We start from the raw sequence: 17,197 nt of genomic DNA on the forward strand, positions 1-17,197 counted from the left end.
CGAACCGCTGGGTCGGAGCTCCGGCCCTCGCAGTGGCAACTGCTTGTCCCGAGCAGGTACATGCCTACGCCCGCGGCTCCGGCTGCGCTCAGGGGCAGGAAGCTACGCCGTTGCATGGTCATGAAGACTCCTGGTGTGGGGGTGTGCGGAGCGCTGCCCGATCAGGCGCCGGGAAGGGGCATCGGTGATGCTGCGGCGGTGACGCTGACCGAGGTGGTGGGGGGAGTAAGTGTGGGGGGTCAGGTCGGCGTTTTGCGCACGGTGGAGGACGTACCGGCCTTGCCCGTGGCAGCGACCGTGGTGGCGATCGATGTGGCGTGGTCTTGCGAGCAGAGACACGGCGAGCCGGTGAACACCGGCCGACCGGTGACTCGATCATGGCGGAAGCCCTTCGCACCCATCTGCCCGCCCATCTGATGGGGGATGGGAATTCCGCGGAAGCGTCGCAGAGGTGCCTCTCCTTCCACTCGTCGTGCGCCGGCGCTTCTGGGAGCGTTCCCATGGGGTCTTGCAACAGTCAGAGTCCCGATCGGGTGCCTATCTGTCAATCATCGGAGCTCAACTCTGTCGCCTTCGACGCGCATTCGACAGATCGCAGGGCGGCAGGCGCTGTGTGGTGTCTCCGCGGTCCGCCCGGCCCCGCTCGCGGCGGCCCGCCGTCAGCCGTGGCCGATACCCGCACTCATGCCGGCGATCGTATGGGCCCTGATGTCGGGGTGCGGCCCTTGCGCGAATCGGGTCACTACGGAGCGGACATGGTCCTGGGCCGGCTGGAGCAGTCCGTCGTACACAGCGACGCAGACTTCCCGCGCCCGTGACCGGGGCCAGTCGGGCGGCAGCAGCCCGATGGGGAGCAGCGGGTCCAGGATGGGGAAGTGCCGGTAGGCGTGCATGACCTCGGTCCGTGCGCGCACCGCGTCGGAACCGGTGACGCGGTCGGCGCTGATGTGCGGAAGCAGGCCGCTCCAACGGTCGATGAAAGCCCGGTAGTGCTCGGCGATGCCGGGCAGGTCCCACGCCTCGACCGGGTTGCGGTCGGCGTCCGTGTCCAGTTCCTCCTGCCGCGCGCGGAACACGGTCACCGCTCCCCGCGCCAGGTCGGCCACCTCGATCCGCCCCTTGCGGGTCAGGGAGTGCGGTGACACCCAGAGCGCGTCGTACAGCGGCGCGAATCCGCGCCATCGCAGCGCGGTGCGCAGTGCGCGCCGCCGCGTGCTCTCCTGTTCCGGGACGGAGAAGGCGATCAGTGTCCACCGACCGTCCCATGAGTCGGGTTGGGTGGTGAAGGTGGCGATCGAACTGGCGCCGCTCCACAAATCGACGGCGGCCTGGGACGTCAGCCGGTAGGAGCTGTACCTGCCTTGCCGGCTGCCCTCCAGCACCCCACGGCGCATCAGCCTGCTGATCGTCGTACGGGCGGCACCCGCGGTCACTTGGAATTCGCCGAGCAGTGCCACGATCGCCGCTGAGGGCAGCCACGCCCGGACGGGGAACGTGTAGTCGGCGATCAATGTCACCGTGAGCCCCTGCGGCGATACGTTGCTCTGCCAGCCGGGCGACCGCACGGGGCCGACGGCGCCGTCACCCTCGTCGGAGAAGATCTCCTCGAGGTGGGACAGGTTCGGCAAGGTCGGCTCCGGCGCGGTGGACAGGGTCGGCATCACTGTAACGGTTGTGGAATCGCCGGGCGCAGCTCCGCCGGGATTGCTCCACCAGGCGGGATCTCCGCGCGCGAGTGAAGGCGGCCCGGCAGTGCCCAGGTGTGTTGCACCGGTGTACTCGGAGGGTGAGGGCAGCGAGCAGTCATCCTTGGCACCGTGCTGGCGGGGGCGTGGCGCGTTGGCGAGGTGGGCGTTCGCCATTTCAGGTGCGGCGAGGCTGCGGTGGCCGCATCCATGCGGTACCCACGCCGAATCCTGGACGTGCCGCCCGTGCGTCCGGCGCAAGCCGTCCTTCGTGCTGTTGCCCGGGGAGACAGCGGAGCCGGTCAGCAGGCAGGTGTCGCCGGAGGTGCATTCCTCGGCTGTGCGGCGCGCGACCACGGGAGGTCGGGCGGCGTGCCCTGTGCTAACGTTTCGCGTTTGCAGCGTCGCTGTGTCGGTCTCCGTCTCGGTGTCTCTGGCTGGTGGCTGCGTCCCTGCCGCGCCTTCCTCGGTACGGTCCCTTCGGAGGAAGGCTCTCTGTGAGCGAATCAGCACGTGCCGATGCCCGGCAGCGGGACGACGCGTCCGAGGGGTCGGGCGCCGTTTCGGCACCGCCCGCGGCGGCGTCCTTCGCGCGGCTGGGGCTGCCGGCCGAGCTTCTGCGGGCGCTCGATCAGCACGGTGTGACCGTGCCCTTCCCCATCCAGGCTGCGGCGCTGCCGACCGCGCTCGCGGGACGGGACGTCCTGGGCCGAGGCCGCACCGGGTCCGGCAAGACCCTCGCCTTCGGCCTGGGGATGCTCGCCCGGACGGCCGGGCGGCGCGCGCAGCCCAAAGAGCCGCTGGCGCTCGTCCTGGTCCCCACCAGGGAGCTGGCCCAGCAGGTCGGTGAGGCGCTCACCCCGTACGCCGAGGCGCTGCGGCTGCGGCTCGCGACCGTGGTGGGCGGATTGTCCATCGGACGGCAGACCGCCGTGCTGCGGGACGGCGCCGAGATCGTCGTCGCAACGCCCGGCCGGCTGCACGACCTCATCGAGCGCAAGGGCTGCCGGCTGGGACGGGTGCGCATCGCGGTCCTGGACGAGGCCGACCAGATGTGCGACATGGGATTCCTTCCTCAGATCACCGAGATCCTGGACCAGGTGCGCCCCGACGGGCAGCGGATGCTGTTCTCCGCCACACTCGACCGCGACGTCGACGAACTGGTGCGGCGCTACCTGCGCGACCCCGTCGCCCACTCCGTGGACCCCTCGTCCAACGCGGTCTCCGCGATCGAGCACCACGTCTTCGTCGTGCACGGCCCGGACCGGTACGCCGTGTCCACGGAAATCGCCGCGCGGGACGGTCGTGTCCTGCTGTTCTTGGACACCAAGCACGGCGTCGACCAGCTCACGCGGCATCTGCGGGCCAGCGGCGTGGCCGCCGCCGCACTGCACAGCGGGAAGTCCCAGCCGCAACGCACCCGGACCCTGGCCCAGTTCAAGAACGGACAGGTCACCGCGCTGGTGGCGACGAACGTCGCCGCACGCGGCCTGCACGTGGACGACCTCGACCTCGTGGTCAACGTCGACCCGGCCGCCGACCCGAAGGACTATCTGCACCGCGCGGGCCGCACGGCCCGGGCCGGCCGCTTCGGCACCGTCGTGACACTCGTCCTGCCGGGACAGCGCCGCGAGACGAGCCAGGTCATGGCGGACGCCGACGTCGCTCCCAAGGTCACCAAAGTGCGGTCGGGCGAGGCCGAGTTGAGCCGGATCACCGGCGCCAAGGCCCCCTCCGGAACGCCTCTCGACGGCGGGCCGGCCGTACCGCGGCCCAAGAACCACAACGCCCCGTTCCGCGGCCTGGGCAGCACCAAGGACGAGAAGGGTGACTCCGGCGGCAGGCCGTCCCGCAAGAGCAGCGAGGCGCGCAAGCTGGCGGAGGCCCGCAAGGCGGCCCGGGTGCGGCGCGGCGGCTGAGACCGGCGCCCCGGACTGCCGGGCGGTGTCCACGCTGCTGGACGGATACGCGGGACCGGAGATCGGCTGGGGCGCACGGGACGGCTTCACGTGAAGTGACCGCGTGTGAGTGGCCGCACGGGGGCGCCGCGCGTTCCGGCGACGGGATCGGAACTCGTCGTCCGGGACCGTCCCGGCCCGGAACTGACTCCGGCACGGCGGGCGCACCTGATCGACCATGTCGGCCCTTGCGTACACCCCGACGCCGACAGGCCGCCGGCCTGGTGACGGCTACTGAGCGACCGGCTTCCTGATGCGGTCCGTCTCGTCCTGGACGAGCAGGGAGAGCAGGGAAGCCACGGACAGGCCTGCTTCGGCCGGGTGGCGCAACACCTTGTCCGGCTCGATGCGGTAGGTGTTCGTGCGCCCGTCCCGGGTGTGGGACAGATAACCGTCCTGCTCGAGGTCGGAGATGATCCGCGAGACGGCGCGCTCCGTGAGCCGGCAGCGGGCGGCGATGTCGCGGATGCGGGCGTTCGGGTTGTCGGCGATGGCTGCCAGAACGCGCGCGTGACTGGTGATGAACGTCCAACCGGTGTGGGACTCGGGCACTCCGACCATGCGCTGCATTTTAGAGGACCCCGTTGCCGGAACGCAGATACGTGACATACTTTTCGTGCAACAGATGACGTGCTCCCATCGGGGAGAGCCACAGAAGGAGCCCGAAGGTGCCCTGGGACGAGGCCGGCATGCCCGCGCTCACGCGTGACACCAGTGCCAAGCCGCTGCCGCAGCCGCCCCACGCGTATGTCCGTCCGGGGGCTGTGCTGTCGCAGTACGAACGGCACGGGGCCTGGGTCGTCGTCGCTCGCGGCGCCTACGACATGGACTCGATCGCGCCATTGGCGCAAGCGCTGGACACCGGGGTCAGGAGGCATCCGAAGGTGATCCTGGACGCCTCCGGCATCACCTTCGCGGACTCGACGCTGCTGAATCTGCTGATCCTCACTCACCAGTCGGGCACCCTGCGCGTTGTCGCGCCGCCACCGCAGCTGAAGCGGCTCTGCGAGATCACCGGAGTCGACAGCATTCTTCAGACGCGGGATTCGGCCGATGACGCCGCCTTCTCCTGAGCCGCCTCGGCGTGCTCACGTCTTCTTCACAGAAGAGGACCGGCGTCATAGCCTGCGGAAGATCCGTCCGGCAGCGGCGGAGACGAGGGTGCGCACGGGTCTGTGCGGCACTGTCGGGGGCATGGATCCAGCCTCGCCTGAGGGCTCGTGGCAGGGCGCCGCTGTTCGGCCGAGGGTGACGGTTCCTGCTTTGTTCGGGGCTCGAAACGTGAGTTAACCTGCGGCGTATTTCCACATCACATACACATCCGTGGCTGCGGAGATGCATGCACGACAACCGGGCCGCCCATCGGTCCGGCGGGTTCCGAGTTCTCGGCTGACGAGGGCTCTTGGGGAGCGGAACGAGGGTGCGAATGACCAGCGACAGCACTGGCGTCGTCGATGCGGTGCCGGGCGACCAGGAGTTGCGACGACTGCTGGCCGGCCTGACAGCCGTACGCGACGGGGACTTCGGCACCCGGCTGCCGGACGACGCGGACGGCCTCATGGGCGACATCGCCACGGTCTTCAACGGCATGGTCGACCAGCTGTCCGTGTTCACCTCCGAAGTCACCCGGGTGGCCCGCGAGGTCGGCACCGAGGGCACGCTCGGCGGGCAGGCGGAGGTGCCCGGGGTCTCGGGCACCTGGGCCGACCTGACCGACTCGGTGAACGCCATGGCCGGCAACCTGACCACCCAGGTCCGCGACATCGCACAGGTGGCCACCGCGGTTGCCAAGGGCGATCTCTCGCAGAAGATCGACGTGCCCGCCCGCGGCGAGATCCTGCAGCTGAAGGAGACCGTCAACACGATGGTCGACCAGCTGTCCGCGTTCGCCGACGAGGTCACGCGCGTCGCCCGCGAGGTCGGCAGCGAGGGACGGCTCGGCGGGCAGGCCCAGGTGCCGGGCGTCGCCGGGGTCTGGCGCGATCTGACCGACTCCGTGAACCACATGGCGGGCAACCTCACCAGCCAGGTCCGCTCCATCGCCCAGGTCACCACGGCGGTCGCGGAGGGCGACCTCTCGCAGAAGATCACCGTGGACGCGCGGGGCGAGATCCTGGAGCTGAAGTCCACGATCAACACGATGGTCGACCAGCTGTCCGCGTTCGCCGACGAGGTCACCCGTGTCGCCCGCGAGGTCGGCACCGAGGGACGCCTGGGCGGGCAGGCGGACGTCAAGGGCGTCAAGGGCACCTGGCGCGACCTCACCGACTCGGTGAACTTCATGGCGGGCAACCTCACCGGCCAGGTCCGCAACATCGCCCTGGTGGCCACGGCGGTTGCCAAGGGCGACCTCTCGCAGAAGATCACCGTGGACGCGCGGGGCGAGATCCTGGAGCTGAAGTCCACGATCAACACGATGGTCGACCAGCTGTCCGCGTTCGCCGACGAGGTCACGCGCGTCGCCCGCGAGGTCGGCACCGAGGGGCGCCTCGGCGGCCAGGCCCAGGTGCGCGGTGTGTCGGGAACCTGGAAGGACCTCACCGACAACGTCAACGTGATGGCGTCGAACCTGACCGGTCAGGTCCGCTCCATCGCCCAGGTCGCCACCGCCGTGGCGCGCGGCGATCTCTCGCAGCGCATCACCGTGGAGGCCGCGGGCGAGGTCGCGGCACTGGCCGAGGTCATCAACACGATGGTCGACACGCTGTCGGCCTTCGCCGACGAGGTCACGCGGGTCGCCCGCGAGGTCGGCACCGAGGGGCGCCTCGGCGGCCAGGCACACGTGCCGAACGTCGCCGGCACCTGGAAGGACCTCACCGACAACGTCAACTCCATGGCCAACAACCTCACCGGCCAGGTTCGCAACATCGCGCTGGTGACGACCGCGGTGGCCAGGGGCGACCTGTCGAAGAAGATCGACGTGGACGCACGCGGCGAGATCCTCGAACTGAAGACGACGATCAACACGATGGTCGACCAGCTGTCCGCGTTCGCCGACGAAGTCACGCGCGTCGCCCGTGAGGTCGGCACCGAGGGGCGCCTCGGCGGCCAGGCCGAGGTCGAGGGAGTCTCCGGCACCTGGAAGCGCCTGACGGAGAACGTCAACGAGCTGGCCGGCAACCTGACCCGGCAGGTGCGCGCCATCGCCGAGGTCGCGAGCGCCGTGGCCGAGGGGGACCTGACGCGCTCCATCACCGTGGAGGCGTCCGGCGAGGTCGCCGAGCTCAAGGACAACATCAACTCGATGGTGGAGTCCCTGCGCGAGACCACCCGGGCCAACCAGGAGCAGGACTGGCTCAAGACGAACCTCGCCCGGATCTCCGGCCTGATGCAGGGTCACCGCGACCTGCCCGTGGTCGCCGAGCTGATCATGGACGAGCTGGTGCCCCTGGTGTCGGCCCAGTACGGGGCCTTCTACCTCGCCGAGGACGGTGACGACGGGCCCGAACTGCGACTCGTCGGCTCCTACGGCTACCCCGAGGACAGCAGCCGGCCCTCCCGCATCGCCTTCGGACGCACCCTGGTCGGCCAGGCCGCCCGCAGCCGGCGCACCATCGTGGTGGACGAGCTGCCGGACGGCTACGTCACCATCTCGTCGGGCCTCGGCCAGGTGGTGCCGACCGCGCTGGTGCTGCTGCCCATCGTCGTCGAGGGACAGGTCCTCGGCGTCATCGAGCTGGCGTCGGTCACGCCCTTCACCCAGATCCACCGGGACTTCCTCGCGCAGCTGATGGAGACCATCGGCGTCAACGTCAACACCATCGTGGCCAACGCCCGCACCGACGAGCTGCTGGTCGAGTCCCAGCGACTCACGGTCGAACTCCAGGCCCGCTCCACGGAGTTGCAGGTTCAGCAGGAGGAACTGCAACGCTCCAACGCCGAACTGGAGGAGAAGGCCTCGCTGCTGGCGGCGCAGAACCGGGACATCGAGGCGAAGAACCTGCAGATCGAGCAGGCCCGCCAGGAACTGGAGACGCGCGCCCAGCAGCTGTCGCTGGCCTCGAAGTACAAGTCGGAGTTCCTGGCCAACATGAGCCACGAACTGCGCACCCCGCTCAACAGCCTGCTCATCCTGGCCCAGTTGCTGGCGCAGAACCCGTCCCGCAACCTCACGCCCAAGCAGGTCGAGTACGCGCAGATCATCCACTCCGCCGGTTCGGACCTGTTGCAGCTGATCAACGACATCCTCGACCTGTCGAAGGTCGAGGCCGGAAAGATGGACGTCACGCCCGAGCGGGTGACGCTGCGCCAGCTCATCGAGTACGTCGAGGCCACCTTCCGGCCGATGACGACGCAGAAGAGCCTGGAGTTCACGGTGACGACCGCTCCCGGCGCGCCCGCGGACGTGCTCACGGACGAGTCCCGGCTGCGTCAGGTGCTGCGCAACCTCCTGTCGAACGCCGTGAAGTTCACCGAGCAGGGCGGCGTGGAGCTGAGCATCGAGCCCGCGACCGACGACGAGGTGCCGGCGGGTGTGGTCCGGGGCGCCGCCGTGGTGGCCTTCCGCGTCAAGGACACCGGCATCGGCATCCCCGAGCAGCACCTGGAGACGATCTTCGGCGCCTTCCAGCAGGCGGACGGCACGACGAGCCGGAAGTACGGCGGCACCGGCCTGGGCCTGTCCATCACGCGGGAGATCGCCCAACTGCTCGGCGGCGCCGTGTCCGTGCACAGCACACCCGGCCAGGGCAGTACGTTCACGCTCTTCCTGCCCGTGGCCCGTACCGACTTCGAGGAACTGCTCGGGCATGGCAGAACCCCGGAGCGGACCTCGGCGGAACCCGTCCCGCACGGACTGGCCGGCTCGGTGCCGGTGCCCCAGATCGGGCCCGGGCCCCGGCCCCGGCGCCTGCTGGTGGTGGAGGAGCGGTCGCGCGGTCTGCTGACCCTCGTCGCGGAGAGCGTGGTCGCCGATCTGACGCAGGGCCGCGCCGACGGCGCTCAGCGGCCCGCGGTCGACATCATCACCGCCGTCGGCGCCCAGGAGGCGGCCGGTGCCCTCGCCTCCGAGCCGTGCCACTGCGTCGTCCTGGAGCTGAGCATGCGGGACGACGAGGCGTCCCGCTTCCTGCAGGCACTGGAGGGCGACTCGGCGCTGACGAGCGTTCCGGTGCTGGTGCACAGCAGCCACCCCGGGGACGTGCCCCTGGGCGAGACGCTGCGCTCCCGGTCGGCGGGCGGCGCACTGGAATTGCTGTCCAGCCTCGACGAGCTGCGCGAGCGCATCGCCCTGCACCTGTCCGCCGAGGAGCCCGGTGACGTGCTCTCCCTCGTCCGGACCGAAGGGCCGCAGCGTCTGACGCCGCCCTCCGTCGACGACGCGGCGGCCGGCCGCACCGTCCTCGTCGTCGACGACGACGCGCGGAACCTCTTCGCGCTGAGCGGGATCCTGGAGTTGCAGGGCTTCCGCGTCCTGCACGCCGAGAACGGGCGCAGAGGCATCGAGACGCTGGTGAACAACCCGGACGTCGCCCTCGTGCTGATGGACGTGATGATGCCGGAGATGGACGGCTACACCGCGACGGCCGAGATCCGGCGGATGCCGCAGTACGCCGAGCTGCCCATCATCGCCGTCACGGCGAAGGCGATGCCGGGCGACCGGGACAAGAGCCTCGCCTCGGGTGCCAGCGACTACGTCACCAAGCCCGTCGACACGCGCGACCTCATGGCCTGCGTCCGCCGCTGGCTGCCCGCATGAGCACACCGGCGCCCCGACCGCTGACCGGCGGACCGGGAGCCCCCCAGCGCCTGTCGTTCCGCGCCCCAGGGCGCTCCAGCCGAGGAGCATCCACACCGTGAGCATGTCCGAGCAGCCGCGCGAACCGGGTCAGGACGGTGGCCCGGAGCGCCACTCGGCCACCGGACCCGGGTCCGCCCCGCCGACGGTGAATTCCGACGCCGTGCCTTCGAGCACCGACGCGGTGCCGCCGAGCACGGACGAGGACTCGAAGGCCTCCGACGACCCGCCCGCCGGCCCCGGCGGGGACCTGTCGTCGGCTTCCCCGGTGGGACGGCTCGCCGCGACCGTGGAACGGCTCAGCCGGGAGGTCCGGGCCGCCCAGGCGGAGGCCGAAGGGCGTGCCCTGGTCGAGCTCGCCAAGGGCGTCCTGGTCGAGCGGCTGAAGTGCGGGCCGGCCCAGGCCGCCCGGCAGCTGGCCCAGTTGGCCGAGCAGGCCCAGGTCACCCCCCTGGAACTCGCCGTCGACGTCATCAATCAGGCAGCCAAGGACCGGATGTCCGAGGTGACGGACGCCTTCCTCGCCGCCACCCGGGCCGCGGACGAGACCGAGACCGAGTCGGCCGCCGTACGCCTGCGCGCGGCCGAGAGCGGTGTACTGGCGGCGGACGACGCCCAGGCCGTAGCGGACGCCCTGCTGGAGCAGGCGCTGCGCCCGCTCGGCGCGGTGGCCGTGGCCATCTGGGCCGCGGGCTCCGACGGTTCGCTCACTCTCGCCGGCAGCGCCGGTTTCTCACCGGCCGAGGCCGCGCGCTGGCGTTACGTCCCGCCGGACGTGGTGACCGTGGCGCGGCGGGGCCTCATCGAGCGCGAGGGCCAGTGGATCACCACGCTCGGCGAGACCGGACTGCCCAGCATCGGCCTGCACCACCACCCGGACGGCGGCCGGGCCGCCCTGCCCGCCGGTACCGGAGGCCGCATCCACGGCGTGCTGGAGATCGCCTGGCCGGCCCCTCTCGCGCCGCAGCCGCCGCAGATCGTCCGCCAGGTGGAGGCGCTGGCCGAACTGTGCGCGCACACCCTGGAGATGTACGCGCCCCCACGGGGAGCGGCCCAGGAGCCGCGCGTCCTGCCCGACGTCGCCGAGCTGATGGACCTGGCCGACGGGCTGCACGACCCCACCCTCGTCCTGGTGCCGCACCTCGACGCCGACGGGCACCTGGTGGATTTCCGCATCCAGCACGTGAACAGCCGGTTCCTGGACCCGGCGGGCAGGCCGCGGGCGGTCGTGAACGGCGCGCTGCTCCTGGAGGCCTATCCGATGGCCGCCGGGGACAGCGAGTTGTTCCAGCGCGTCGAGCGGGTCTACGCCACCGGTGAGCCCTTCCGGGCCCGCCGGATGAACCTCACCGCCCTCGTCGACCAGGTCCCCCTCTCGGCGGTGGCCGACATCAGCATCAGCCGTCACGGCATGTCCGTGCTCCTCATCTGGCGTATCGAGGACGAGGCGGCACGGCTGGCGAGTCTGCTCCAGCACGCCCAGCGACTCGGCCGTATCGGCGGGTTCGAGGAGAACGTGCTCACCGGTGAGATCACCTGGAACGGGCAGCTCTTCGACCTCTACGGACGCCCGCAGACGAGCACCCCGGTGGCCCTGGAGGAGCTGCCGGCCCACGCCCACCCGGACGACGGCGTCTCCATCCGCCGCTTCCTGCGCACGCTGCTGCACCATCGGCGGCCGGCGGCCGCGGCGTTCCGGTTGCAGCGGCCGGACGGCGTGACCCGGCACATCCGGATCGTCGCCGAACCGGTGCTCGACACCGACGACCGGCTGCTCCTGGTGCGCGGTGCCTACCAGGACATCTCGGCCCAGCACTGGACCGAGGTGGCGCTGGCCGCCACCCGTGACCAGCTGGCGCACACCGAGCAGCAGGCCACCGAACGCAACCGGCTCACCCTGCAGCTGCAGCACGCCATCATGCCCCCCACCCAGGCGCCGTTGCAGGTCGCCGGGCTTCAGGTGGCCGTCCGCTACCGGCCCGCGGAGACCGAGCAACTGGTGGGCGGCGACTGGTACGACGCCGTCGTCCTGCCGTCCCGCAAGGTGCTGCTGTGCGTGGGGGACGTGGCCGGTCACGGCATCGAGGCCGCCACCAGCATGGTCGTCCTGCGCAACGCGCTGCGCGGCCTCGCGGTGACCGGCGCCGGGCCGGGCCAGTTGCTGTCGTGGCTCAACATCGTGGCGCACCATCTGACGGGTGCCGTCACCGCGACCGCGGTGTGCGGGCTGTACGACCCCGTCCGGCGGACGCTGCGCTGGGCCCGGGCGGGACATCTGCCGCCCGTACTCGTCCGGGACACCGAAGCGGCTCCCCTGCCCCTGGTCAAGGGGCTGCTGCTCGGAGCGGTGCCGGAGGCGGTGTACGAGGAGACCGAGCTCCAACTGGCGCCCGAAGACACTCTGCTGATGTACACGGACGGCCTCGTCGAACGCCGCGACCGGCCCGTGGAGGAGTCCCTGACCCACCTCCTGACCACCGCCCGCACGGCACCCAGCACACTCGACCAGCAGTTGGACCGCCTCCTGACGTACAGCAAGTCGGACACCGACGACGACACGTGCATCGTGGGCATCCGGGTCGGGTGAGGGACGCGGGTCCGCGAACAGCGCGACGGCCTAGTCCGCGTAACGCGGCTCCCACTGCGTCCGGGTGACCGCCTCGCGCAGTTCCTCCTCCGTCGCCCGCGGGGCCACCCCGTCCTCGACGGCGGCGAGTGCCGCCGCCAGGGCGATCTCGCGGGCGGACTCCCGCATCCCGGCCAGCGGCGGCAGCAGCGGCACGGGGCCGTCGTCGCCGTCCGCCGCCCGCACGGCGCACCGCGCCACGGCCCGGGCGGCGGCCACGAGCATGCGGTCCGTGACCCGTGTGGCCCGGCTCGCGGTCACCGCGAGGCCCATGGCCGGGAAGACGTACACGTTGTTCGACTGCGCCACGGGCACCTCGTGCGCGTCGACCGTGAGCGGAGGGAAGGGCGAGCCGGTGGCGATCAGCGCCCGCCCGTCGGTCCAGCGGGTGAGGTCCGCGGGCTCGGCCTCGGAGTGCGAGGTGGGGTTGGAGAGCGGGAAGACCACGGGCCGTTCGCAGGTCGAGGCCATCTGTCGCACGATCTCCTCGGTGAACGCGCCGTGCGCCGTCGACAGCCCGATGAGCGCCGTCGGCTCGACACGGCGCACCACTTCGGCGAGGCCGGTGGCGTCCCAGCCGGTCACCTCGCTGTCGTCACGCGCGAACCTCCGCTGCTGCGGGGTCAGTTCGGAGCGGGAGGAGACCAGCAGGCCGTCGACGTCGAGGATCCAGAACCGTGCCGTTGCCTCGTCCTCGGCCAGGCCCTCGTCGATCATGGCCGTACGGATCATGTCGGCGACGCCGATGGCGGCCGACCCCGCGCCCAGGATCACCACACGCTGCTCGGGCAGCGAGGTGCCGGCCACGTCCGCCGCGGTGGACAGGGCGCCGAGCGTGACGGCCGCGGTGCCCTGGATGTCGTCGTTGAACGTGAGCAGCCGGTCGCGGTAGCGGGCGAGGATCGGATGGGCGTGGGCGGTGGCGAAGTCCTCCCACTGCAGGAGGGTCCCGGGCAGCTCCGCCTCGACCGCCGAGACGAACGCCTCGATCATCTCGTCGTACTCGGCGCCGGTCAGCCTCCGGGCGCGGCGGCCCAGGTAGCGGGGGTTGTCGAGCAGGGTCTCGTTGTCGGTGCCGACGTCCAGCAGGATCGGCAGGGTGCGGGCGGGGTGGATGCCGCCGATGGCCGTGTAGAGGCTGAGCTTGCCGATCGGGATGCCCATGCCGCCGACGCCCTGGTCGCCCAGGCCGAGGATGCGCTGCCCGTCGGTGACGACGATGACGTCGACGTCGTGGTCCCGGTGCGGGCGGTTGCGCAGGATCTCCCGGAAGCGGTGCCGGTCCTCCCAGGTCAGGAACAGGCCGCGCGGCCGCCGGTAGATCTCGCTGAACTTCTGGCAGGCCTCACCCACCGTCGGCGTGTAGACGACGGGCAGCAGTTCCTCCAGGTACTCGGTGACCAGGCGGTAGAAGAGCACCTCGTTGGTGTCCTGGAGCTGCCGCAGGTAGATGTGCCGGTTGAGGGGCTTGTCGTAGCCGTGGAACGCCTCGTAGGCGCGGGCGACCTGTTCGTCCAGGCTCTCCACGGCGGGCGGCAGCAGCCCGTCGATCCCCAGCTCCTCGCGTTCGTGCCGGCTGAAGGCGGTGCCCCTGTTGACCAGGGGGTCGGCCAGGGTCGTCACTGCGGGGCTGGTGGTGGGGCGGGGGTGATGTGTCGGCTGGTCCATGACGTAACGCCTTCCCGTTACGCGCCGGTTCGTGCGGGTGACGTGTGCCATCCGGCTGAACCACCGGCCCCGTGAAAACGTCCCCCGGCCACCGATGAGTTCCGCGCCGCCGTCCGGTCTACCTCTCCGAAAGACCCACCGCGCCCCAACGCCCGTCAGGAGACAGCGACATGAGTGTGACGACGCCCCGGACCCAGGCCCCGCAGAGCGCGTCCCGGAGCATCTCCGGGTTTCTCTCCGCCCGTCCCGTGTGGCTGGTCGGCGTTCTGGCCACCCTCGCCGGAGCCGTCGTGACGGAGGTGTTCGCGCTCGTCTCGCGGGCCGCCGGTGTCCCGATGGAGGCGGCCGGCCCTGGCGCGAAGGAGGCCGCGGAGATCCCGGTCGGCGGCTTCTTCGGCGGGGTGGTGTTCTGGTCGGTCGCCGGAATCATCCTCGCCGTGGCCCTCGCCCGCTGGGCCCGGCGGCCCGCCCGCACCTTCACCGTGGCCACCGTCGCACTCACCGCGCTGTCCCTCGCCGGCCCGGCCGTCGCCCCGCACACCGCCACGTCCACCCAGATCGTCCTCGCCGCGTCCCATGTGGTGGCCGCCGCGGTCATCGTCCCGATGCTTGCGCGCAGGCTCGCCCACGTGCGGCGCTGAACACGTCCCACCCTCCACCACCACCGACACGGGCCCGTCCGCGCCTCGGCGCCGACGGGCCCGGTCGCTGCGCCCACCCTCCGCCCCGCGCCACACGGCGACAGCTCCACGACCACCCCCGAACGGCCCAGTCCTGCTGCGCCGCAGGAGGCGACCGTCGATATGCGGTGTGACGGTGGTGGAAGGGATGCGTGTGCACCCAGGGACGAGGAGGCGCGATGGCGGAGGCACTGGCCGAGGGCGGCACGAAGAGCGCTGCCCCGAGGAGCGGCACGGGCCCCTCCCCGGGCGTCTTCGAGCAGCTCGGCGCCGTCGCTGACGCCGTCCTCTACGAGGGCTACCTCCTCTACCCCTACCGCCGCTCCTCCACCAAGAACCGCGTCCGCTGGCAGTTCGGCGTGCTGTTCCCCAGGGACTGGGTGGAGGCGGACGGCCCCGTCGCGCCGGGTGTCTCCGGCTCCGCCGACTCCTGGTACCAGCAGACCGAGTGCCTGCTGCGGCTCCGGCAGCCGGACATCGCCGGCGTGCGCGTGCGGGTCCGGTACCTCCAGATGCAGCGCAAGCAGGTGCAGGAAGCCGGCCACCGCCCCGTGGAGTCGCTGCGCACCGACGACGGCACGGTCCATCTGACCTTCGACGAGGCCCTGCCGCGCGAGTGCGAGGCCGAGGTTCCGCTCGACGAACTCCTGCGGGGCGGGCACACCTTCGTGGTGGGCGCCGCGGCCGGTGAGGACGTAGAGGCACTGCCGGAAGGCGCCGGGCGGGTGGTGCGCACCCGCGAGGAGATCCGGGCCGAGACCACCGTCACGGCCGAACAGCTCTCCGACGACCTCTGCCGGATCCGCGTACGGACCACCAACACCGCGCCCGCCCCGCCGTCGCGCACCACCCGCGACGAGGCACTGCGCCGGGCCCTCATCGCCACCCACACCCTCATCGGCGGCGACGGAGTGGAGTTCGTCTCGCTGATCGATCCGCCGACGGACCTCGAAGCAGCCGTGCGCGCGTGCCGCAACGAGTTCACCTTCCCCGTCCTCGGCGGCGAAGCCGGCGACGTCGGGCACGTCCTGCTGTCCGCGCCGATCATCCTGCCCGACCACCCCCAGGTCGCCCCCGAAAGCCCGGGCGACCTGCACGACGCCGCGGAGATCGACGAGATCCTCACCCTGCGCACGATGCTGCTGACCGACGAGGAGAAGCGCGAGGCGCGGGCCACCGACCCGCGGGCCGCCGCGATCCTCGACCGGGTCGACACCATGCCGCAGGAGGTCTTCGAACGGCTGCACGGCGCGGTCCGATCCCTGACACCCATCGCCCCCACGCCGCCCGCCGACCGCCCCGCCTGGTGGCAGGAGGGCGCCGACGACGGACTCTCCCCGACCAGCGACACCGTGCTCGTCGACGGCGTCCCCCTCGGCGGAGGCAGCCGTGTACGGCTACGCCCCCGGCGACGCGGCGCCGACGCCCAGGACATGTTCCTGGCCGGGCGGACCGCCGAGGTCGCCGCCGTCTTCCACGACGTGGACGGCAGCGTGCACCTCGCCGTCACCCTCGACGACGACCCGGCCGCCGAACTCAACAACTGGTACGGGCGCTTCCACTACTTCCGGCCCGACGAGCTCGAACCCCTCGGGCCCGCCGGATCCCCGGACGAGCCGTCGGCACCGGCTCCCGCCGCAGCTCCGGCGCGGCACACGACCGACTCCGAGACCCCCGCAGCGGAGGCCGAGTGACATGACAACCCACAGCAGCACCACCGAAGTCAGCAAGGAACCCGAACGGTCCGAGGACCGGCAGGGCATAGACGAGATCCACATCCTCTGGATCTCCGAGGGCATGAGCTGCGACGGCGACACCGTCTCGCTCACCGCAGCCGACCAGCCCTCCATCGAGGACCTGGTGCTCGGACTGATCCCGGGCCTGCCGAAGGTGAACCTGGTCAACAAGGTGCTCTCGCCCAGCCTGGGCGGCGAGGACTTCCTGGCGCCCTACCGGGCGGCCGTACGCGGCGAACTGGGCCCGTTCATCCTCGTCATCGAGGGCTCGATCCCCAACCAGAACATCATCGAGGGCGACGGCTACTGGACGTCCTTCGGCAACGACCCGGAGACCGGTGAGCCGCAGACCCTCAACTGGTGGATCGACCAACTGGCCCCCAAGGCCTGGGCGGTGGTGGCCGCCGGCACCTGCGCCACCTTCGGCGGCATCCACGCCATGTCCGGCAACCCGACGGGCTGCATGGGCCTCGCCGACTACCTGGGCTGGGACTACACCTCCCAGGCCGGCCTGCCCATCGTCAACGTGCCCGGCTGCCCGATCCAGCCCGAGAACTTCATGGAGACCCTGATCTGGGTCCTCTACCACGCGGCCGGCTCCGCGCCCCCGCCGCCGCTGGATCACATGCTGCGCCCCCAGTGGCTCTTCGGAAAGACGGTCCACGAGGGCTGCGACCGCGGCTCGTACTACGAGCAGGCCAACTTCGCCACGGACTACAACTCCCCAAAATGCCTGGTGAAGACGGGCTGCTGGGGCCCGGTCGTCAACTGCAACGTGCCCAAGCGCGGCTGGATGGGCGGCCTGGGCGGCTGCCCCAACGTCGGCGGCATCTGCATCGGCTGCACGATGCCCGGCTTCCCCGACGCGTTCATGCCGTTCATGGACGAGCCGCCGGGCAGCACCCTGTCGTCCCTGGTCATCAAGCCGTACGGAGCCGTCATCCGCAGGCTGCGCGGCATGACGAACGAACTGGTCAACCACGAGCCGAGGTGGCGCCACAACAAGCGCAAGCTGACCAGCGGCTACGACCCGCGCTGGCGGCCGTGATGACACCCGGCACCCACCCCGGCACCCACCCCCACACCACCGACAGCGAGGGGCAGTAC

At 71.2% G+C, this 17,197-nt stretch carries 10 protein-coding genes; 7 read left to right on the top strand and 3 right to left on the bottom strand.

The window, feature by feature from the left end:
- Positions 1 to 659: 659 nt before the first annotated feature.
- Complete coding sequence (locus tag ACFY9S_RS33970) at positions 660 to 1,661, bottom strand: PaaX family transcriptional regulator C-terminal domain-containing protein (protein ID WP_391136277.1); 1,002 nt, start codon at positions 1,659 to 1,661, stop codon at positions 660 to 662.
- A gap of 521 nt (positions 1,662 to 2,182) precedes the next feature.
- Here ACFY9S_RS33970 and ACFY9S_RS33975 point away from each other — a divergent pair.
- Positions 2,183 to 3,604 (top strand): DEAD/DEAH box helicase, encoded by a 1,422-nt coding sequence (locus tag ACFY9S_RS33975; RefSeq protein WP_391136280.1) that lies wholly within the window; start codon positions 2,183 to 2,185, stop codon positions 3,602 to 3,604.
- Between the two features lie 270 nt (positions 3,605 to 3,874).
- On the opposite strand, the gene ACFY9S_RS33980 is transcribed toward ACFY9S_RS33975, so the two are convergent.
- The gene (locus ACFY9S_RS33980; RefSeq protein ID WP_391136283.1) at positions 3,875 to 4,204 is read right to left on the bottom strand and encodes a MarR family transcriptional regulator; all 330 of its coding nucleotides are present in this window, start codon (positions 4,202 to 4,204) and stop codon (positions 3,875 to 3,877) included.
- A gap of 107 nt (positions 4,205 to 4,311) precedes the next feature.
- On the opposite strand from ACFY9S_RS33980, the gene ACFY9S_RS33985 reads away from it, so the two are divergent.
- The 3 genes from ACFY9S_RS33985 to ACFY9S_RS33995 all read left to right on the top strand — a co-directional run bounded on the left by ACFY9S_RS33985 (position 4,312) and on the right by ACFY9S_RS33995 (position 11,967).
- Positions 4,312 to 4,716, top strand: a complete 405-nt coding sequence (locus ACFY9S_RS33985) for an STAS domain-containing protein (RefSeq protein WP_391136286.1) — start codon at positions 4,312 to 4,314, stop codon at positions 4,714 to 4,716.
- A 353-nt stretch (positions 4,717 to 5,069) separates the two neighbouring features.
- Positions 5,070 to 9,341, top strand: a complete 4,272-nt coding sequence (locus ACFY9S_RS33990) for a HAMP domain-containing protein (protein WP_391136289.1) — start codon at positions 5,070 to 5,072, stop codon at positions 9,339 to 9,341.
- Positions 9,342 to 9,438: 97 nt separating this feature from the next.
- A complete protein-coding gene (locus ACFY9S_RS33995; protein ID WP_391136292.1) occupies positions 9,439 to 11,967 on the top strand; it encodes a SpoIIE family protein phosphatase in 2,529 nt (842 codons plus the stop codon).
- Positions 11,968 to 11,997: 30 nt separating this feature from the next.
- Here ACFY9S_RS33995 and ACFY9S_RS34000 read toward each other — a convergent pair whose 3' ends face one another.
- Positions 11,998 to 13,674: an oxaloacetate-decarboxylating malate dehydrogenase gene (locus ACFY9S_RS34000; RefSeq protein WP_391136295.1), complete on the bottom strand. Its 1,677-nt coding sequence runs from the start codon at positions 13,672 to 13,674 to the stop codon at positions 11,998 to 12,000.
- Between the two features lie 170 nt (positions 13,675 to 13,844).
- Here ACFY9S_RS34000 and ACFY9S_RS34005 point away from each other — a divergent pair, with 170 nt between their 5' ends.
- From ACFY9S_RS34005 to ACFY9S_RS34015, 3 genes are all read left to right on the top strand, one after another.
- A complete protein-coding gene (locus ACFY9S_RS34005; protein WP_391136298.1) occupies positions 13,845 to 14,315 on the top strand; it encodes a DUF6069 family protein in 471 nt (156 codons plus the stop codon).
- Positions 14,316 to 14,533: 218 nt separating this feature from the next.
- Entirely contained in the window at positions 14,534 to 16,048 is a 1,515-nt protein-coding gene (locus ACFY9S_RS34010) for a hypothetical protein (protein ID WP_391136301.1), read from the top strand.
- A 1-nt stretch (position 16,049) separates the two neighbouring features.
- Positions 16,050 to 17,138 (top strand): hydrogenase expression protein HypE, encoded by a 1,089-nt coding sequence (locus ACFY9S_RS34015; protein ID WP_391136302.1) that lies wholly within the window; start codon positions 16,050 to 16,052, stop codon positions 17,136 to 17,138.
- The last annotated feature ends 59 nt before the right edge of the window (positions 17,139 to 17,197 follow it).

The sequence above is a fragment of the Streptomyces sp. NPDC012474 genome (genome assembly GCF_042955185.1).
GTDB classification, from domain to species: domain Bacteria; phylum Actinomycetota; class Actinomycetes; order Streptomycetales; family Streptomycetaceae; genus Streptomyces; species Streptomyces cahuitamycinicus.